The 18,556-nt window shown below is 54.0% G+C and carries 19 protein-coding genes and 1 riboswitch; of the genes, 16 read left to right on the top strand and 3 right to left on the bottom strand.

Features of this window, described 5'->3' with window-relative positions; translation table 11 throughout:
• Nucleotides 1–12 precede the first annotated feature (12 nt).
• From ACZOF8_RS05195 to rpsI, 10 genes are all read left to right on the top strand, one after another.
• A complete protein-coding gene (locus tag ACZOF8_RS05195; protein ID WP_487426647.1) occupies nt 13–2,331 on the top strand; it encodes a prepilin peptidase in 2,319 nt (772 codons plus the stop codon).
• Nucleotides 2,324–2,887: a hypothetical protein gene (locus tag ACZOF8_RS05190; protein WP_487426646.1), complete on the top strand. Its 564-nt coding sequence runs from the start codon at nt 2,324–2,326 to the stop codon at nt 2,885–2,887. The genes ACZOF8_RS05195 and ACZOF8_RS05190 overlap by 8 nt, the downstream gene beginning before the upstream one ends.
• A 91-nt stretch (nt 2,888–2,978) precedes the next feature.
• Entirely contained in the window at nt 2,979–4,235 is a 1,257-nt protein-coding gene (locus tag ACZOF8_RS05185; protein WP_279126932.1) for a pyridoxal phosphate-dependent aminotransferase, read from the top strand.
• A 79-nt stretch (nt 4,236–4,314) separates the two neighbouring features.
• A complete protein-coding gene (locus ACZOF8_RS05180; RefSeq protein WP_022487026.1) occupies nt 4,315–5,973 on the top strand; it encodes a nucleoside kinase in 1,659 nt (552 codons plus the stop codon).
• A gap of 15 nt (nt 5,974–5,988) precedes the next feature.
• Entirely contained in the window at nt 5,989–7,179 is a 1,191-nt protein-coding gene (locus ACZOF8_RS05175) for a pyridoxal phosphate-dependent aminotransferase (protein WP_441373790.1), read from the top strand.
• A 434-nt stretch (nt 7,180–7,613) separates the two neighbouring features.
• Nucleotides 7,614–8,867: a DEAD/DEAH box helicase gene (locus ACZOF8_RS05170; RefSeq protein ID WP_022487024.1), complete on the top strand. Its 1,254-nt coding sequence runs from the start codon at nt 7,614–7,616 to the stop codon at nt 8,865–8,867.
• A 29-nt stretch (nt 8,868–8,896) separates the two neighbouring features.
• Nucleotides 8,897–10,363: a glutamate--tRNA ligase gene (gene gltX, locus ACZOF8_RS05165; protein WP_154487746.1), complete on the top strand. Its 1,467-nt coding sequence runs from the start codon at nt 8,897–8,899 to the stop codon at nt 10,361–10,363.
• A gap of 4 nt (nt 10,364–10,367) precedes the next feature.
• Nucleotides 10,368–11,267, top strand: coding sequence for an ROK family protein (locus tag ACZOF8_RS05160; protein ID WP_487426645.1), 900 nt, complete (start codon nt 10,368–10,370; stop codon nt 11,265–11,267).
• A gap of 127 nt (nt 11,268–11,394) precedes the next feature.
• Entirely contained in the window at nt 11,395–11,832 is a 438-nt protein-coding gene (rplM, locus tag ACZOF8_RS05155; protein WP_022487021.1) for a 50S ribosomal protein L13, read from the top strand.
• Nucleotides 11,833–11,852: 20 nt separating this feature from the next.
• Entirely contained in the window at nt 11,853–12,245 is a 393-nt protein-coding gene (gene rpsI, locus ACZOF8_RS05150; RefSeq protein WP_012937880.1) for a 30S ribosomal protein S9, read from the top strand.
• A gap of 158 nt (nt 12,246–12,403) precedes the next feature.
• On the opposite strand, the gene thiC is transcribed toward rpsI, so the two are convergent.
• The 3 genes from thiC to ACZOF8_RS05135 all read right to left on the bottom strand — a co-directional run bounded on the left by thiC (nt 12,404) and on the right by ACZOF8_RS05135 (nt 16,023).
• Complete coding sequence (gene thiC, locus ACZOF8_RS05145) at nt 12,404–13,711, bottom strand: phosphomethylpyrimidine synthase ThiC (protein WP_154487748.1); 1,308 nt, start codon at nt 13,709–13,711, stop codon at nt 12,404–12,406.
• Between the two features lie 66 nt (nt 13,712–13,777).
• Nucleotides 13,778–13,874: riboswitch (TPP riboswitch) on the bottom strand.
• A gap of 223 nt (nt 13,875–14,097) precedes the next feature.
• Nucleotides 14,098–15,258, bottom strand: coding sequence for a tyrosine-type recombinase/integrase (locus ACZOF8_RS05140; protein ID WP_022487019.1), 1,161 nt, complete (start codon nt 15,256–15,258; stop codon nt 14,098–14,100).
• A gap of 84 nt (nt 15,259–15,342) precedes the next feature.
• Nucleotides 15,343–16,023 (bottom strand): helix-turn-helix transcriptional regulator, encoded by a 681-nt coding sequence (locus ACZOF8_RS05135; RefSeq protein ID WP_022487018.1) that lies wholly within the window; start codon nt 16,021–16,023, stop codon nt 15,343–15,345.
• 186 nt (nt 16,024–16,209) lie between these two features.
• Between ACZOF8_RS05135 and ACZOF8_RS05130 the strand changes: the two genes are divergently transcribed.
• The 6 genes from ACZOF8_RS05130 to ACZOF8_RS05105 all read left to right on the top strand — a co-directional run bounded on the left by ACZOF8_RS05130 (nt 16,210) and on the right by ACZOF8_RS05105 (nt 18,321).
• The gene (locus tag ACZOF8_RS05130; protein ID WP_022487017.1) at nt 16,210–16,410 is read left to right on the top strand and encodes a helix-turn-helix domain-containing protein; all 201 of its coding nucleotides are present in this window, start codon (nt 16,210–16,212) and stop codon (nt 16,408–16,410) included.
• 70 nt (nt 16,411–16,480) lie between these two features.
• Nucleotides 16,481–16,681 carry a helix-turn-helix domain-containing protein gene (locus ACZOF8_RS05125; protein ID WP_022487016.1) on the top strand — a complete coding sequence of 67 codons (201 nt, stop codon included), beginning with the start codon at nt 16,481–16,483 and terminating at the stop codon, nt 16,679–16,681.
• A gap of 5 nt (nt 16,682–16,686) precedes the next feature.
• On the top strand, nt 16,687–16,959 hold the full coding sequence (locus ACZOF8_RS05120) for a hypothetical protein (RefSeq protein ID WP_022487015.1): 273 nt from the start codon (nt 16,687–16,689) through the stop codon (nt 16,957–16,959).
• A 163-nt stretch (nt 16,960–17,122) separates the two neighbouring features.
• Entirely contained in the window at nt 17,123–17,341 is a 219-nt protein-coding gene (locus ACZOF8_RS05115) for a hypothetical protein (protein WP_022487014.1), read from the top strand.
• A 105-nt stretch (nt 17,342–17,446) separates the two neighbouring features.
• Nucleotides 17,447–17,737, top strand: a complete 291-nt coding sequence (locus tag ACZOF8_RS05110) for a hypothetical protein (RefSeq protein ID WP_154487750.1) — start codon at nt 17,447–17,449, stop codon at nt 17,735–17,737.
• Between the two features lie 68 nt (nt 17,738–17,805).
• Entirely contained in the window at nt 17,806–18,321 is a 516-nt protein-coding gene (locus ACZOF8_RS05105) for a hypothetical protein (protein WP_154487751.1), read from the top strand.
• Nucleotides 18,322–18,556 lie beyond the last annotated feature (235 nt).

Below are 18,556 nucleotides of genomic sequence, written 5' to 3'. Positions count from 1 at the left end.
GAGGGCGGAACCATGATTTCTCTTCCATGGCTGTCTTTGCTCATTTCCTTTTTCTGGTTCGCCCTGGGCTCCTGTCTGGGCAGCTTCCTGAATCTGTGTGCCAACCGGCTCCGGCGGGAAGAATCCATTATCTGGGGCCGGTCCCATTGTGACAGCTGCGGCCATATCCTGGGGCCGGGAGAACTGATCCCTCTGGTCAGCTATCTGCGCCAGAAGGGAAAATGCCGGCACTGCGGCAAAGAACTGACCGTATCCCTGTTCTGGCGGGAAGCGGAAGCCGGAGCCCTGTTCCTGCTCCTTTCCCGGATGCCCGGGCCTCCGGCGGTACTGGCTCTGAGGCTGGCTTGTGTGAGCCTGCTGCTCCTTATGGCCTGGACGGACAGGGACGAAATGCAGCTGTACGAAGTTTTTTTCCTTCCCCTGGGACTGTTGTTCCTGCTTCTCCACGGACTGACGGACGGAGATTTTTTGTCTCCTCTGACAGGGGCCGGACTGCTGGGGGGACTGCTCCAGCTGATCCACTGGCGGTATCCCCAGGGCATGGGAGCCGGGGATCCCAAACTGGCAGCGGTGATGGGTCTGTGGCTGGGACCCTGGACAGGGCTCCAGGGCCTTTTCCTGGCTGCCGGCCTGGCTTTTGTTTCCGTCTGTCTGTTTGCCTTTAATCCGGAAAACAACGGATGGGACAAGGCACCAGTACAGGTGCCCCTGGCTCCCTATTTCGTCCTGGCCGGACTGCTGCTCCGGTTCCGTTCTGTCTTTGGGCTGATGGAACCGGACAGGATGCTGCTGTGTGTCCTTGGGCTTGCAGGACCGGGGCTGGAAGAAGGAAAAGCCCGGCTGGGCCAGGCTGCAGGGTGGCTCCGGCGCCGGCTGTCTCCCTGGCCCCGGCAGCTGCTGGGTGTTCAGATCAGCGGAGACCGGGTGACTCTGGTTCAGGTCCGGAAAAAGAAGAAAGCCTGGGAAGTGGAACGGTACCAGGAACTGGCCTGGCCGGAACGGATCCGGCTGGCCCTGTACCGGCAGCAGGGGGAGGAACCGGCCCTGTGGCTCCAGGAAGTCTGTGCCAAACGGGGGGTTACAGCCCAATCTATCCTGTGGCTCCTGGGGCCGGATCTGTTGGAATTCCGGAATCTGTCCCTGCCCGGTCTGTCCCGGAAGGAACAGATCCAGGCGGCATCCTGGGAGATCCTACAGCAGATCCCCTATCCCCCGGGTTCTTTTGCCCTGGGGACGGAACCCTGTCCGGACCGGAAGGAAGAAATCCTGGCGGGAGCCGTGCCCCTGGCCCTGCTGGATACCGTAGGGGTCATCAGCCGGCAGCTGGATTGGGAAATCCTGCAGGTGGAAGGGGCTCCGGCGGCCTGGGGATGGTGGCTGGAAAAAGAGGAGGCGGGATTTCTCCTGATCCTGAGAGAAGAAGGCCTCCAGGGGGCCTGGTATGCCCGGGGCCGTCTCCTGGCCTGTCGGAACCTGCCGGGATCCGGTCGGGGAGAACCTTTCCGGGACCAGCGGGACGAGGCGGTGGAAACCCTGTGGGAACATCTGTCTCCCGGGGTCCGGGAACGGTTCCAGGACGGGCCGTCCGGTCTGTATCTGGCCGGCGGTACGGAACAGGAACAGGCTGCCTGGCTGGAATTCTTCCGGCAGCAGTGGGAATGCCCTGCTCAGGTCCTGGAACTGGAACCCCGCTTCCAATGGGCTCCCTATTATGAAGAGAAAAAACAGGCGGTTCTTACAGCTGGCCTGTGGGGTGTTTTGGGAGGGATCCTGGGGGCAGGACGGGAGAGTGGTTTCTGCTTTTCCCTGTTCCGGCAGGGAACGGGAAGGCTGTCCCGGATCTCCTGGTCGGCCCTGGGAAAGAAAATGGCGGCGGGTTCCCTGATCCTTTGCCTATGGCTGGCCGGATGCCTTTTCCTGGCCCGGAAGGAACAGGAACGGTGCATCTTGCAGCTGCAGCAGGCCTCCGGCTGGGAAACCCTCTGGCAGGCACAGCAGCAGCGGCGGAAACAGCTGGCCCGGCAGCAGAAAGAAAAAAAGCAGCGGATCCGGCAGCAGGTGAACTGGGGGGATTTCCTGACTCTCCTGGGGAACCAGGTGCCGTCAGACTGCTGGCTTACCCGGGTGGAACAGCAGAAGAAAGGAAAGGTCCTGCATCTGGAAGGCCGGAGCCTGAAAAGGAATGGGGCTCTCCAGCTGGTAAAACGCCTCCAGCAGCGGCCGGAAGTGATCCAGGTGAAACTGGACCGGCTGGAACAGGAAGAAAGGGAATCAGATCTGACCGGTTTTACCCTCCAGATCCGTCTGAAAGAGGAGGAAACTCATGGATGAAAAGAAACCGCTGGTTTCCCGGCTCCGGGAGGATCCGTTCCAGGGAATCCTGCTGGGCTTGGGCGTACTGTGCCTGTGGACCTGGCTGGTGTTCCCTCTGGGCCGGGAACTGCTGACTGTGAAAAGGCAGAATGAGGTCCGGAAGCAGAAACTGGAGCAGCTGGCCCTGTTTGCAGCCCGGTGGGATCCGGAACAGGAGGCCCGGGAAAAAAGTCTGCTGGAACAGGGGAAACGGGAGAATCCCTCCCTGCCTCCGGAAGCCTGGCTGGGGGCCCTGGAAGCTGCCGCTGCCCGGAACGGGCTCCAGGTGATCCGACTGGCTCCCCTGACTCCGGAAGGAAAAAAGGATCCGGCTGGCCTGGAAGCGGAACTGGAAGGCTCCTATCCCCGGCTGGTGACTTTTTTCCGCTGGTGGGAAGCCCGGTATCCCGGGGTGTGGACCCGGGAGGGGAGGCTGGAGGCCCGGGAAAAAGGGGAAAAAGTGCTGTTTCACGGAAAATTCATAACAGGCCCTGTGAAAAGTTCCAAATCGGGAGAAATACACACTTCTTATTGACCGATTTCGTTAATAATGAGATAATAGAATGTACAACGATTATTCTCGTTTTAAAAACGTTCGCTTTTTACTGAGGGGAGGACCTATTATTATGATGAACAGCTGTGTTGCACCACATGCCCAGAAGAAGACCAAGCCGTCCAAGGACCGTATTTTTGGAGCCAGCGAAGCGGCCCAGAAACGGATCAGCGAAATCGGTGCAGATGCAGTGATCAATGCCACCATCGGCTGCATCCTGGACAATGATGAAAACTTTGTGGTGCTGCCCACAGTCAGCAAAGTATACCGGAGCCTGAAAGACGCGGAATATTTTAAATATGCCCCCATCATGGGCCTGCCGGAATATCTGGAACTGGTTCAGAACGCCTGCTTCAGCCAGTCCCGTCCGGAAGGGTTTACGGCAGCCATTGCCACCGCCGGAGGCACCGGGGCCATCCATCATGCTGTCTGGAATTATGCGGAAGCCGGAGATACCGTTCTGACCTCTGCCTGGTACTGGGGAGCCTACAACCAGATCTGCGAGGATATGGACCGTCACCTGGCCACTTATCCCATGACCACCCCGGAACACAAGTTCAACCTGGCCGGCTGTGAAGCCAAAGTCCGGGAAATCCTGGCCCAACAGGACCGGATCCTGCTGATCATCAATACTCCGGCCCACAATCCCACCGGGTTCAGCCTGACTCCGGAAGACATTGAAAACGTGGTGAAGATGCTGGAAGATGCCATTGCCGGTACCGACAAAACCGCCGCTCTGTGCCTGGATGTGGCTTACATCGACTATGCCGGGGAACGGGAAGAAGTCCGGAAAATCTTCCGGAAGCTGTCCAACCTGCCCAAAAACATCTTTGGCCTGATCGCCTACAGCCTGTCCAAGAGTTTCACCATGTACGGCCAGCGCTGCGGAGCTCTTATCGGGGTCACCAGTGATGAAAAACAGATCCTGGAATTCATCAACGCCAACAAATACACCAGCCGGGCCTGTTGGTCCAACTGCAACCGGGGCGCCATGGATACCCTGGACACCATCTACAGTGATCCGGAACTGCTGGAAACCATCCAGAAGGAACGGGCCCATTACTACAGCATGATCCAGGAACGGGGAGACATCTTTACGGAGGAAGCCAAAAAGTGCGGCCTGAAGATGCTGCCCTACATTTCCGGTTTCTTCCTGTCCATTCCCGCCAAGGATCCGGAAGCGGTCTGCAACCGGCTCCATGAAGACAATATTTTCTGCGTGCCTCTGGCAGCCGGGGTCCGGGTAGCCGTATGCGGAGTGCCCAAGCATAAAGTCTACGGCATGGCAGCCAAAATCAAAGCAGCCATGGACGAAGTGGGAGAAGACTAAAAAACAAAAGGAGCCGGAAAGCAGCACAGGCAGCCTGCGGGCTGACAGAGCCAGAAAACAGAAAAGGGGAGCGGAACAGATGCAGATTACAGGACCAGACGGAAAACCAAAAGCATTTCAGGACGGGACGCCTCTCGGAGTCATCGCCCAATCCTACAAACAGCTCTACAGCAGTCCCGTGGCGCTGGGGGTGGTGAACGGCCAGCCCCAGCCGCTGCAGCTGTGTCCCCAGGACGGGGATCATGTGACCTTCTATCCCCTGGACAGTGAGCAGGGATACCGGTCCTACATTGCCACCTTCCAGTTTGCCCTGATTGCCGCCATGAACCGGAGACGGCCGGAAATCCAGCTGGAAGTGGAAAACACCTTTGGTCATGGCCTTTTCTGTTCGGTCAAGAACAAGATCTTCCTGAGCAAATATGATCTGGAAGATGTGACCCACTGCATGGAAGAGATGATCCGGGATCAGGAACCGGTCCAGATCCGGCAGCTGAGCCGGGATGAAGCCCGGTCCTATGTGAAGCCCCAGTTCTTCCAGGATGAGGCTCCTTTGCTGGATGCCCTGCCGGAGGATTACCGGATCAACCTTTACGGGGTGGGGGACCGGTTTGCCTATTCGGTGATGCCCCTGCTGCCCAATCTGGGCTGCCTGAAGGCCTTTGAACTGGTGTGGATGGGGTCCGGGATCCTGCTCCGGTACGGCCGCCAGGACCAGCTGGACCGTCTGGAACCCTATGTGGAACGGAAAAAGCTGGCGGCAGTCTATGCCCAGTCGGAAAAAATGGGCCAGGTGATGCACTGTCCTACGGTGGCAGCCCTGAACCAGTACATCCGGGAAGGGAACAGCCGGGGCATCATCCAGATGTGCGAAGCCTACCATGAAAAATCCATTGCCCGGATCGCTGATGAAATCGACGCGGATGGACGGAATGTACGGCTGGTGCTGATCGCCGGCCCCTCTTCCTCCGGGAAGACCACCTTTTCCCAGCGGCTGGCAGTGCAGATGCGGGTGAACGGCCTGCGGCCCATTCCCATTTCCCTGGACAATTATTTCAAGGAGCGGGAGCAGACCCCTCGTCTGCCGGATGGCAGCTACGATTTTGAATCCATTGAAGCCCTGGATACAGAATTGTTCAATGAGCATATGGAACGGCTGCTCCGGGACGAAACCGTGGAAATCCCTTACTTCAATTTCAAGACCGGCCACCGGGAATATCGGGGCCAGAAGGTGTATCTGGGGGATGACGGAGTCCTGGTAGTGGAAGGCATCCATGGGATGAACGAGAAGCTTTCCGCCCGGGTCCGGCGCAGGAACAAGCTGAAGATCTACATCAGCGCCCTGACGCCTCTTTCTTTTGATGATTACAACCGGATTCCCACCACCGATATGCGGCTGCTCCGCCGGATGGTCCGGGATTCCCAGTTCCGCTCCCATGATGCCCGCCAGACCATCCAGAACTGGCACAAGGTGCGTCAGGGAGAAGAACGGAACATTTTTCCCTTCAGCGAAGAAGCGGACATTATGTTCAATACCACCCTCATTTATGAGCTGGCCGTATTCAAAAAATATGCCTGCCCCCTGCTGGAACAGATTCCCCGGGATGCAGCAGAATATCCGGTTGCCCGCAATTTCCTGGATATGCTGCAGATCGTAGAATCCATAGACGACAAGGCCATTCCCAACAACTCCATTATCCGGGAATTCATTGGCCATTCGATTTTTGGAGATTTACTGTAAGGAGGAACAAGAACCATGCACATTTCCCAACGGACGCTGCACATTCCCACATCCCCCATCCGGAAACTGGCGCCTATTGCCAACCGGGTGGAAAAGACCAAAAAGATCTATCATCTGAATATCGGACAGCCGGATATCCCCACCCCGGAAAGTTTCTTTGAAGGGGTGGCCTCCTACCATCCCAAAGTGGTGGCCTATGGAAAATCCCAGGGGGATGCCAAACTGCTGAAAGCCATCCAGGGATATTATGAATCCTGGGATATGGACTATGCCCTGGACGATATTTTTGTCACCAACGGGGGCAGTGAAGCCATTTCCTTTGCCATTATGACCACCTGTGACCCGGGGGACAATGTGCTCATGTTCGAGCCCTTCTACGCCAACTACAAGAGCTTTACCGGGGCCTACAATGTGGAAATCAACGGGGTTCCCACCTCTCCGGACACCGGCTACCATCTGCCGGATCAGGAAACTGTGGAAAAATACATCAATGACAAGACCCGGGCCATCCTGATTTCCAACCCGGGGAATCCCACCGGGGTAATCTACACCCGGGAAGAAATGGACATGCTGTCCCGGATCGTCCGGAAATATGATCTGGCCCTCATTGCCGATGAAGTGTACCGGGAATTCGTCTATGATGGACAATACACCAGCTTCGGACGGCTCCGGGAACTGGATGACAACCTGGTGCTCATCGATTCCGTCTCCAAACGGTACAGCGCCTGCGGCGCCCGGAGCGGCTGCGTGATCACCCGGAACAAGGCTCTCCAGCAGGAACTGCTGAAATGCTGCCAGGCCCGGCTTTCCTGTCCGGAGATTGTGCAGCTGGGAGCTGCGGCTCTGTACACCACCCCCAAATCTTACTGGGAAGATGTGAAGAAAGAATATACCAAACGCAGGGATACCATCAAAGGATTCCTGGCCCAGATGCCCGGGGTGATTGCCTCTGATCCCAAAGGGGCCTTCTATGTCATGGTGAAAATGCCCATCGACGATACGGAAAAATTTGCCAAGTGGCTGTTGGAAGACTTTGACATCGACGGGGAAACTGTGATGATCACCCCCGGCAACGGGTTCTATGCTTCTGATGTAACCAGAGGACAGGACGAAGCCCGTCTGGCCTACGTACTGAACGTAAAAGACCTGGAAAAAGCCATGCACATCCTGGCAGAAGGATTGAAGCAGTATCCGGGGAGGAAATAAAAAAAGACCGCTGCTCAGGCAGCGGTTCTTTTTTTTATTTGCAAATGGAATCGATCCAGGCAAACAATTCTTCCAGATCGTAGTCTCCCGCATGGCCTTTGCCCCAGGCGGTTGACGGATTTTCCCTCCAGATAGGCGGAAGGAATGAAAATGTTCATCTTTTCATAGTCTGCATTTTTGGGATGGGATACATACACCAGATCCCGCCAGGCATAGTAGGAAACCTGCCGGGCTTTGAGATGTCAGCGTTGTTCGATACAGCAGCAGGCCAGATTTGCTTATTGCGGGCCAAGCTGATAGCTGACTTCTGATAGACCCACAAGATACGGTCTGATTTCTTCTTACTCGCCGCCCCATCCCCCTTTTTCCTTCCCTTCCTCCGGTTTTTACGCTATAATAAAGGGTACGATTGAAAAATGAGAGGAGATGATTCCATGGCGGCAGGTTTTGCCCAGCTGAAAGTGGACGAGGCGATGGTGGAGAAGCTCCATCGGACGGGGAAGGACATCCCCACCCCTGTACAGGAGCGTGCCATCCCGGCCCTTCTGAACGGCCGGGACGTAATCGCCCGTGCCCAGACCGGGGTAGGGAAGACACTGTCCTTTGTGATCCCCCTGTTTGATAAAGTGGACCCGAAGAAGGAATTTGTCCAGGCCCTGATCCTTTCCCCCACCCGGGAGCTGGCCCAGCAGACGGCCGGGGAAATCCGGAAACTGGACGGGGATACGGGAATCCATACCCTGACAGTCAGCGGCGGACGGGATTTTGAAGAGGAAAAACGGAAAATCGGCCACAGGGCCCAGGTGCTGGTGGGAACTCCCGGCCGGCTGCTGGATCACCTGCGGAAGGGGAATACCAGCCTGGGCGGGGTGAAATACCTGGTGCTGGACGAAGTGGATGAAATGCTCCGCCAGGGCTTCGGGGAGGATATCGAAACCCTCCTGAGCCTGATGCCCCAGCCCCACCAGACCATGATGTGTTCTGCCACATTGGATGAGGAAGTCCGGAAACTGGGCCGGCAGCTGACCACCAATCCCCTGGTCATCGACATTGCCCCCAGGGAAGCCACTGCTTCCACTATCCATCAGATCTGCATCAAGGTCAGCGAAGACCACAAGGCAGAGGCCCTGGCTTCCCTGATCCGCCGGTACAACCCCTTCCTGATGCTGGTGTTCTGCTGCAGCAAGGAACGGGCCATCGAACTCAGCGACTGGCTCTATGGGGAAGGTTTCAATGTGGATGTGCTCCACGGGGACATGTCCCAGACCAAGCGGCGCCAGGTGATGGAAAACTTCCGGAAGGCCAAGCTCCAGATCCTGGTGGCCAGCGACATTGCCGCCCGGGGCCTGGATGTGGAAGGTATCACCCAGGTGGTGAACTACGACATTCCCCACGATCCGGACTGGTATGTCCACCGGATCGGACGGACGGGCCGGGCCGGCAGCGAAGGCACGGCCATCACCTTCTATACGGCGGATGAGACCCGCTGGCTCCAGAACCTGGAGAAGAAACTGAACATCACCCTGGAACGGCAGAATCTGGCCGGGGAGAAGGTCCGCCGGACGGTGAAGCCGGTGCGTCCCAAGAAGAAACGGGTGCCCAAACGGGGCAAAAGCGCTGTAGGTCCCAACAAACGGGGAACCAAATATGCGGAAGCGTCCCGGAAACAGAAACCCAAAGAAAAATAATCAATCATTGAAATGGAGAGGTGCTAACCATGAGTGAAGTACGTGTACGTTTTGCTCCCAGTCCCACTGGGTATCTGCACATCGGCGGGGCCCGGACGGCTCTGTTCAACTGGCTGTTTGCCCGGAGCCAGGGGGGGAAGATGGTCCTGCGGATCGAAGATACCGACCGGGACCGGCTGAAGGAAGATTCCGTCTCCCAGATCATTACCAGCCTGAAATGGCTGGGCCTGGACTGGGATGAAGGACCGGAAGTGGGCGGGGACCATGGCCCCTACTACCAGTCTGAACGGCTGGACCTGTACCGGAAATACTGCCAGCAGCTGGTGGATGAGGGCAAGGCCTACTACTGCTTCTGCTCCGCCGCCGATCTGGAAGCCCAGCGGGAAGAACAGCGGAAGAAAAAGCAGCCTTTCCATTATGCAGGCACCTGCCGGGACCTGGATCCGGCGGAAGCCAAGAAACGGGTGGAAGCGGGAGAAGCCCATTCCATCCGGATCAAACTGCCCAAAGAAGGCACCATCACCGTCCATGACATGATCCACGGGGACGTGACCTTCAACTGGAACCAGTTCGATGATTTCGTCATTATGAAGACCAACGGGATCCCCACCTACAACTTTGCCGTAGTGGTGGACGACCATCTCATGGGCATGACCCATGTGCTCCGGGCGGAAGAACACCTGACCAATACCCCGAAACAGCTGGTGATCTACGATGCCCTGGGCTGGAAAGCACCGGAATTCGGCCATATGCCCATGATCCTGGCACCGGACCGGAGCAAACTGAGCAAACGGCATGGAGCCACCTCTGTGGAAGAATTCCGGGACAAAGGGTACCTGCCGGAAGCCATTATCAACTACTTGACCCTGCTGGGCTGGGCACCCGGCAATGACCAGGAAATCTTCACCTTGGAAGACACGGTGAAAGCTTTTGACTTCAGCAAAATGTCCAAAAAGGCTGCCGTATACGATGTGAAAAAGCTCACCTGGCTCAACGGACAGTATCTGTCCGACCTGCCTCTGCGGAAAATCGCCGATGCCGCCGTGCCTTTCTTCAAGAAAGCCGGACTCATCGATGACAGCTATCTGCCGGCTCATCAGGAATACTTCGACCACCTGGTGGATGTGGTCCGGGTGCGGGTAAAGACCCTGGAAGAACTGGCGGATGGTGCCAGCTATTTCTTCAAGGATTTTGACAGCTACGATCCCAAAGGCGTGGCCAAGTCCTTCAAGCCGGAAGCCGCTGACCTGCTCCAGAAAGCCCATGATGCCCTGGCAGCCCTGCCGGTGTTCGATCTGAAGACTACGGAGGAATGCTACAACAAGCTGGCGGAAGAACTGGGCCTGTCCCTGGGCAAAGTGATCCATCCCACCCGGCTGGCCCTGACCGGCCGGACCTTCAGCCCGGGCATGTTCGACGTGATGGTGCTCCTGGGCCGGGAAAAGACCCTGGAACGGCTGGAAAAAGCCATTGCCTTCATCAAGACACAGGGCTGAACCCATGGATAAATACATCTGCCTGGATATTGGGGGCACCGCCATCAAATACGGCCTGGCAGACAGCAGAGGGAGACTGTTCAACAAGGACAGTCTCCCCAATGTTATTGCCAAAGACGGAGTGGACGCCTTCCTGGACCAGGTGCTGGGGCTGATCGGCTCCTACCAGAAATACTTCAAGATCCAGGGGGCCGCCATTTCCATGGCTGGCATGATCAATCCCCAGACCGGGGAAGTGCTCCATGCGGCTCCGCATTTTCCCGGGCTCACCGGCACCAATCTGGTCCAGCTGGTATCCCGGAAGCTCCAGCTGCCCTGCCGGGTGGAAAATGACGTGAACTCTGCAGCCCTGGGGGAATACTGGCTGGGGAACGGCCGGGGAGCCAAAAGCCTGTTCTGCATCACCATCGGCACCGGCATCGGGGGCGCCTTTGTACTGGACGGCAAACTCTGGCTCGGGAATTCCTTCACTGCCGGGGAAGTGGGACAGGCCAAACTGGGTGGCCGGAACCACTGGGAGGACGCCGCTTCCGTCACTGCTCTGGTCCAGAAAGCCGCCCGGCTGAAAGGAGTGGATCCGGAAACCCTCAACGGGAAGATCCTCTGTGAAATGGTCCGCCACGGGGACAAACCTCTCCACCGGCTGCTCCGGGAAACCGTCCACCAGTGGGCCACAGGAATTGCGGCCATCTGCTACATGATGAATCCCCAGCGGGTGATCCTGGGGGGCGGCATCATGGCCCAGCAGGACCTGCTGGAACCCATGCTCCAGGACAGCCTGAAAAAGGAACTGCTGCCGGTGGTACTGGACAAGACCACCGTGGCCTTTGCGGGCCTGGGCAATGATGCAGGGCTGATCGGCGCCCTGTACAACTTCCTGGCCAGAGAAAAGAAAAGAAGTTGACATTAGCTGTAATATACTGTACAATATTACGGTATCACTTTGAGCATGCGCCGTTAGCCCCGGCCCGTACCCAAAGACTCATCACTGGATACAGTTCAAGATTGAGTTTTTATTAGGAGGAATAAGGATGAAAACATACATGGCCACCCCGGCTACCATTGAACGCAAATGGTATGTAGTGGATGCCGCTGACAAGACTCTGGGCCGTCTGGCTGCAGAAGTTGCCAAAGTGCTCCGCGGTAAAAATAAACCGACTTTTACCCCGCATATGGATACCGGTGATCACGTGATCATCATCAACGCTGCTCAGGTGAAACTGACCGGCAAAAAACTGGTGCAGAAGGTTTACTTCCGTCATTCCGGGTATCTGGGCGGCGACAAATACACCAAAGCAGGGGATATGCTGAAGAACAACCCTGTAAGAATGGTGGAACTGGCTGTTCGGGGTATGGTTCCCCACAACCGTCTGGGCAATCAGATCATCAAGAAACTGCATGTATACGCTGGTTCTGAACATCCTCATGCTGCACAAAAGCCTGAAGTTCTGACCATCGATATTCGCTAAGAGGAGAGGAGAACTAGAAAATGGCAAAAGTTACGTATGATGCAACTGGCAGCCGCAAAAGCTCCGTTGCCCGTGTTCGCCTTGTTCCGGGCGAAGGCAAAATCGTTGTAAACGGCCGTGAACTGAGTGAATACTTCGGCCTGAAGACCCTGGAACTGGTTGTTCGGCAGCCGCTGGACACCACCGAAACCCTGGGCAAATATGATGTACTGGCCAACGTTGTTGGCGGCGGCATCTCCGGCCAGGCTGGCGCAATCCGTCATGGTATTGCCCGCGCCCTGCTGAAAGTTGACGCTGATTTCCGTCCTCTGCTGAAGAAAGCCGGTCTCCTGACCCGCGATCCTCGGGAAAAGGAACGCCGCAAGTACGGTCTGAAAAAAGCAAGAAAGGCTTCCCAGTTCTCCAAACGGTAATTTTCCGTTCCGGTTCATGGAAACCTCAAACGAGGGTATTGCACATTCTGTGCAATACCCTCGTTTTTTGCATATCCAACGAATCCTTTTCTTCAGCCATTGACCATTGACAATTGACCATTGACATAAAAAACAGGGGCCTGGATGGCCCCTGTTTTTTATTTGCTCTTCTTCGCCTTGACTTCGTCCATGTATTCGTTCATGATCTTCACGGCGCAGTAGTCTCCGCACATGGAGCAGTATTCTTCGCTGCTCTTGTTCTTGGCAGACCGGATGGCTCTGGCTTTTTCCGGATCGATGGCCAGGCTCAGCTGTTTGTCCCAATCCAGGACTTTCCGGGCTTTGGCCATGGCCAGATCCTGGGCTACCGCAGAGGGCAGGCCTTTGGCCACGTCGGCGGCATGGCCGGCGATCCGGGCGGCTACCACCCCTTCCCGGACGTCATTGATGTCCGGCAGGCCCAGGTGTTCGGCCGGAGTCACATAGCACAGGAAGTTGGCGCCGGTAAAGGCGGCCAGGGTACCGCCGATGGCGGAAGTGATGTGGTCGTAGCCGGGAGCGATATCGGTGACCAGGGGCCCCAGCACATAGAAGGGAGCACCGTGGCAGATCCGTTTCTGGAGCTGCATGTTGGTGGCAATCTGGTTGTAGGGAACATGTCCCGGGCCTTCCACCATCACCTGTACCCCTTTGGCCCAGGCACGCTGGGTCAGTTCGCCCAGGTTCAGCAGTTCCTGGATCTGGGTCCGGTCGGTGGCGTCTGCCAGGCAGCCGGGCCGGCAGCCGTCGCCCAGGCTGATGGTTACATCATATTTGGCACAGATGTCCAGGATTTCGTCGTAGAATTCGTAGAAGGGATTTTCCTTCCCGTTGTGGAGCATCCAGCCGGACAGGAAAGAACCGCCCCGGCTGACAATGTCCATTTCCCGGCCTTCGTTGATCAGGTTGTGGAGGCACTGGCGGGTGAGGCCACAGTGCATGGTCATGAAGTCAGCCCCGTCCTTGGCCTGCTGTTCCACTACGGTGAAAATGTCGTTCTTGTCCATTTCCGTCACTTTGCCATGGGCCTTGATGGCCTGGACCGTGGCCTGATAAATGGGTACGGTGCCCACCATGGCGGTGGAATGTTCAATGATGGCCTTCCGGGAGGCGTCGATGTTGTTGCCGGTGGACAGATCCATCACCGCATCAGCTCCGGCGTCGATGGCTGCTTTCAGTTTGTCCAGTTCCGGAGCGGGATCCGGAAAAGCGGAAGAAGTCCCGATGTTGGCGTTCACCTTGGTGGAAAGGCCTTCGCCCACACCCCGGGGGACCAGGTTCTTGTGGTTGATGTTGGCGGGGATGCAGATGGTGCCTTTGGCCACTCCGTCCCGGATGAATTCCGGGGTGACTCCTTCCTGGCGGGCCACTTCCGCCATCTGGTCAGTGATTTTACCCTGCAGTGCAGCTTGTCTTTGGGTCAGCATAAAACAAATCCTCCTTCATGGATACAAAAAGGGCCGCTTTCCTGACATAAAGGAAAGCGGCCCGACAAAACAGCCTCACCACTTTCCTTCGGCGGTATTAACCGCATCAGGTTCAAAGGGTCGACCGTCAGGTCTCTCAGCGATAGCGCCCCTAGTGATGCTTCAACTTTAACAAAAAATAGAAAAGAATGCAACAGGAAAAATTCAAATTGCTAACTTCTGAGTAGTTAGACAATTCACAATAAATCTAGGCGGCCTAATTGCGTTTATGTTCGCAACAGACCGTAAACGTAGAACCCATGCGGGTTTTCGGCTTTTTCGTCACCTTCTTTATGTTCGATGAAATCCGTAAAAATAACAATGCTCTGCACAATTTCTGCACATTTTTAGATGGTCAGTTTTTCAAGGGCTTCCCGTTCTTTTTCCTTCATTTTACTGGTGACATGGGTGTAAATCTTCATCGTGGTTTGCGGGTTGGAATGTCCGACCCTTGCCATAATGGTTTTGAGGGGGAAGTTTTCTTCTACCAACATACTGATATGGGTGTGACGAAAAATATGAGAAGTGATGTGCTTGCCATTGACCCGAACCTTTTTGAGAGTCGATTCAATGGTATTATAGTCATAGGGAGAACCAGAGCGACCCGTAAAAATGTAACCTTTGTCCTTGTAACCGTCCGTCCACAGAGATTTCCTTTTATCATCCGTGATGAACCATTCAAGGATACTGACGGCACGGGAGTTGATTGCCACGGTGCGACAGGAAGTCGCATTTTTAGGAGTGCTACGGCGGGTGGGCAATTCCTCGTATTCTACACGAGTTATTGTCCCATTGACATGGATTTCCTTCTTTTTAAGGTCGATATCTTCCCGCCGCAAGGCCAGAAGTTCCCCAATCCTCAGCCCCGTCAAGCTGATGAACTCCATAGCGTATCCGATTCTCTCGTTTATCGCTACAAGTTGGTGAAGACAATCCTTCAATTCATCCCGTTCCAAAAACTTGTTGGCGGTCTTGCCTTCTTCTTCCATCGTCATGGGACGGCGGGGAAGTCGGATTTCCAGAAATTCGTTGATATTGTCGATATAGTGGGCCTTTTTCGCATAGCGCATGGAATTCTTGATGATTCCCAACACTGCATTACAGTACCCTCGTGAATTTGCGTTCATGGATTTTATGGCCCTTTCCACAAGGGCGGGGGTAACGTCACGGAACAAAATCCCATCGGGAAGCAAGGAGAGAATCTTGCGAACTTGATTGATGTGATTTTGTTGTGTCTGCGGCTTTACCTCGCTTTTCACAGAGTCGAGCCATTCGCCCAACAGTTGCCGCATGGTCAACGTTTTGGCTATCGTTTCAGCCCTTTTCGGTTTGGCCATCCTCTTGACGTTGTACTTCTTCAACAACATCCGCCGTGCCTGGCCCTCAGCCTGTTTCGTGTGTTTGGCAAGGGTGACGGCAATGGAATAGGTCTTCCCATTCTCATCGGTGAACCGTTCACGGTAGACATACCGTGTACCTTTCGAATTTTTCGTTTCAGTTATCCACATATACAATACCTCTTTCCCGTTCCACGCTGCCCCTGTAAGCCGCCAGACATGGGATAAAGGTATCAGCCCCCGCATGGACGGGGGTTATTTTTTGGGAACTGTGGACAGGTCGAACGGGTGATACCGCTCTTCCAGATATTCGCAAACATCGAAAAAGTTCGGGTTCAGTGAAGTGAATTTCGCTCTCAGTTCCTTGTATTTTGGGTCTTTATCTAACTCCATCATAGCGGGGTAGAGTGATTCTTCCTGTAGAAGACGGAAGGCGTTATCCAGTTGCCGCCGTTCAACATGGTTGCCCTTTGACTGTAAAAGACTGACGATTTCAACAACTCTTTCATATGGTAAATAGTAGGATTGCACGGGCGGCGCATACAGTTTGGTAGAACGGTCTTTAGAATCCGACATTCTGAACGGAAACCCCTCAACGCTTTCAGTAGAAAGAAGTTCAACGGTCGTGGAACCATCTCTTTCGAGAAATTGCAAACGATACCCATAGGATTCCAAAAAGTTTACAAGTTTTTCTTTCTCGCTTTCTGGTTCGTAATCTATGAGCCTGTCAAGCGATAATCCCAACACCCTTGCGATTTTCCAACAGATTTCAATGGACGGTGTTCTTCTTCCACCCTCGTAATTTATGAGGGCTTGCCTAGAAATATTGGCCCCGTGTGCAAGTTCTTCTTGTGTCAGTTCGGCACGTTCTCTGTAGAACTGGATTGCCTTTCCCAATTTACCTGCAAATGAATCATCTTTAGCGGTTGCGACCATTCTTATCACCTCATCTCAATTATACAGTTGCGTTTAACTCTAGTCAACAACTGAATCGTAATTTCTATTATGGTCGCCCCTTGTAATTTTAGAAAAAGTGTGCTACTGTATAAATGTAATCAAATGGAATAGTAAAAATAAATGCTGTTCCAAATGTTCAGACACTAGAGAAAGGAAGTGTTCCTCATGAGAATCAACGTTTACGCCGTGTTGGACGCAATGGCAAAGAAGGAAGTCAACCAAACCGCCCTCGCCAAAAAATCGGGCGTGACAAGGCAAGCCATAAACAACGTGCTGAAAGGACAGAAGAGGGGTGTGCGTATCGACACGATTGGCAAACTTGCCGCCGCACTCGATGTTCCGCCCCTCGAACTCATCCAAAAATAAAATGCTGACTACGCTGCCCCTGTAAGCCGTCAGCCTGGACAGTTCAACGAATCGGGAAGGAGATATTTGTATGGAAAAGTACACATTGAAGAAGGCACGGGAACAGTTGGGCCTTCCACAAGACATGGCCGCATTTATCATCGGGGTGACTTCCACCACCTTGCGGCGTTGGGAACGGGGTGAATCAACCCCGACCCTTGAAGGGTTTTGGAAACTCTGCAAACTCTATGGGGTTGAACCCGACAAAATCTGTCTAATGGAAAGGAGATGATTTCCATGAAGGAGAACGAGATGGTCAAAATCGGCGGCAAGCTGTTCCGTCAGTTCGCCCCCATCGATTTTGATGGGAACCAATGGTTACGGACGACCCAACTTGCAAAGATGTTCTCTCTGACACGTAGCACGATTTGGAAGTTCGTGGGAATCATGGAAACCGAACCACGGTACAAGAACAGCATTCTTCATGTCAGCCCCCGTGCCACGCTCATCAAGGGGCGGGATTTCCTCGCATACCTGCAAGACCGTAACCGAAACTACATGAGGGGGTGAAGACAGACGGCGGCAAGGGTATCACGGAAGAACATGGACGGAAAAGGCCCAAAAACAGCGAGCAAGGGGCCAGATTTTCAAAATAAAAAATCAGCCGTGATAGATTCCATGCACCAAATAGATGACACGGAAATACCACGGCTGATGGAAAGGACGATTTTTCATGAAGAAGAAAATCATTGTTACTGAATCGAAAAAAACGCCGATACGGGCCATTCGTGAATATTGCCTAGAGTGTAGCGGGGGGAGCAACGTAGAAGTGAAATTGTGCGCTCTGGAACGCTGTCCCCTGTATGCGTTTCGGTTCGGGGTGCGCCCCGCAACGGCGGCAAAGAGATTTGCCAGTCAAGGCAATGACGTAATAAAAAAATCCGCTCTGTGAAGGACAAAAACACGAAGCGGATTGGAACAGTACAACGGGAAAGAAGTATCTGTTTTTTCTATTGTAACACGATTTGTTACATTTTACAAGTGAAAGGAGAATTTGATGATATATCAAATTTTAAAATCCCGTCATGCTGACAGCCCCGAAACGGCTGTCACTACAGATGAACTGATTGAAGCGACTGGACTCAGCAAACGACAGGTTGTTGAACAGGTCAAGAAAGAGCGTGAACATCACTTCATCAATAGTATTACGAAAGACGGCGGCGGCTACTACCGACCCCGTACAAGGGCGGATGTGGCGAAGTACAACAAAATCCGTGAATACAGGATTGCCCAAACGGCTATTACCATGAGGATGTCCAGAAAGTTCTTGAAGCGTTGGGGGAACTGAAACCCGTGGGGGCTGCCGTTGTGCGGCCCCTCTTCCATTCTAATCAACTCTACAAGGAAGTGATAAATTTGGGCAAGAAGCGAAATAAGAAAAATAATCTGAACCCGTGGTTGACAGCAAACCGACCAGAGCAGAAAGATTCCTTCATACAAGTTGGTGTAAGCCTTGCAACTCATCCCGCTTTTAAAGATTTATCATACTCAGCAAAGTTTACATATGAACAGATGTGCCGTGCGGCGAACTATGCTAAAAATAATGGTCTATCAGAATTCGTTTTCCCTCAGTCTGTGTTTAGTAAATATGGAATAACCAGAAGCACGTTCCAAAAAGCGAAAGAACAACTAATAAGCCACGGCTTTATAGTCTGCACGTTTTGCGGAAAAAATCAACGAGTTGAATCAAAATACAAGATGGTGAATTGGTGGAAAGAGTGGAATCCTTTAAACGGCTGTCTGAAATGGGGGCGGCTGCTGTCTAAAAATGGTACGGCTAACAACGTTGGCGCACCCGATGTTGAGTGTCAGCCCCTTCCTAAAATGGATATTACAATTTCCGGAAATGATGAAACCCCGCATGAAACCTAGCTTTTTGGGATTGTAGGCTGTTTCTTGTGCCGTACCAATTTTAGACAAGGGGTGTACCGAATTCAGACAGATATTATAATAATATAACCATGGCTAGGGGCTTATTTAGTGGTTGTATGTTTGTCACCCTGTTGAAATGCTCATGTACGGTAAGGAAGCAAGCAACCGAAAACAAGAGATAGACCGCCAGCACTACACTATTCCGAACCAAAGACCAAAAGATAAGCATTGTGGG

The organism is Acidaminococcus sp. (assembly GCF_057597765.1).
This window is presented reverse-complemented; position numbering and strand designations above follow the sequence as displayed.

Bases quoted from the DNA above. Each gene is read 5' to 3' on its own strand.
- ACZOF8_RS05195 (WP_487426647.1), top strand. From the start codon at position 13: ATGATTTCTCTTCCATGGCTGTCTTTGCTCATTTCCTTTTTCTGGTTC.
- ACZOF8_RS05190 (WP_487426646.1), top strand. From the start codon at position 2,324: ATGGATGAAAAGAAACCGCTGGTTTCCCGGCTCCGGGAGGATCCGTTC.
- ACZOF8_RS05185 (WP_279126932.1), top strand. From the start codon at position 2,979: ATGATGAACAGCTGTGTTGCACCACATGCCCAGAAGAAGACCAAGCCG.
- ACZOF8_RS05180 (WP_022487026.1), top strand. From the start codon at position 4,315: ATGCAGATTACAGGACCAGACGGAAAACCAAAAGCATTTCAGGACGGG.
- ACZOF8_RS05175 (WP_441373790.1), top strand. From the start codon at position 5,989: ATGCACATTTCCCAACGGACGCTGCACATTCCCACATCCCCCATCCGG.
- ACZOF8_RS05170 (WP_022487024.1), top strand. From the start codon at position 7,614: ATGGCGGCAGGTTTTGCCCAGCTGAAAGTGGACGAGGCGATGGTGGAG.
- gltX (WP_154487746.1), top strand. From the start codon at position 8,897: ATGAGTGAAGTACGTGTACGTTTTGCTCCCAGTCCCACTGGGTATCTG.
- ACZOF8_RS05160 (WP_487426645.1), top strand. From the start codon at position 10,368: ATGGATAAATACATCTGCCTGGATATTGGGGGCACCGCCATCAAATAC.
- rplM (WP_022487021.1), top strand. From the start codon at position 11,395: ATGAAAACATACATGGCCACCCCGGCTACCATTGAACGCAAATGGTAT.
- rpsI (WP_012937880.1), top strand. From the start codon at position 11,853: ATGGCAAAAGTTACGTATGATGCAACTGGCAGCCGCAAAAGCTCCGTT.
- thiC (WP_154487748.1), bottom strand. From the start codon at position 13,711: ATGCTGACCCAAAGACAAGCTGCACTGCAGGGTAAAATCACTGACCAG.
- ACZOF8_RS05140 (WP_022487019.1), bottom strand. From the start codon at position 15,258: ATGTGGATAACTGAAACGAAAAATTCGAAAGGTACACGGTATGTCTAC.
- ACZOF8_RS05135 (WP_022487018.1), bottom strand. From the start codon at position 16,023: ATGGTCGCAACCGCTAAAGATGATTCATTTGCAGGTAAATTGGGAAAG.
- ACZOF8_RS05130 (WP_022487017.1), top strand. From the start codon at position 16,210: ATGAGAATCAACGTTTACGCCGTGTTGGACGCAATGGCAAAGAAGGAA.
- ACZOF8_RS05125 (WP_022487016.1), top strand. From the start codon at position 16,481: ATGGAAAAGTACACATTGAAGAAGGCACGGGAACAGTTGGGCCTTCCA.
- ACZOF8_RS05120 (WP_022487015.1), top strand. From the start codon at position 16,687: ATGAAGGAGAACGAGATGGTCAAAATCGGCGGCAAGCTGTTCCGTCAG.
- ACZOF8_RS05115 (WP_022487014.1), top strand. From the start codon at position 17,123: ATGAAGAAGAAAATCATTGTTACTGAATCGAAAAAAACGCCGATACGG.
- ACZOF8_RS05110 (WP_154487750.1), top strand. From the start codon at position 17,447: ATGATATATCAAATTTTAAAATCCCGTCATGCTGACAGCCCCGAAACG.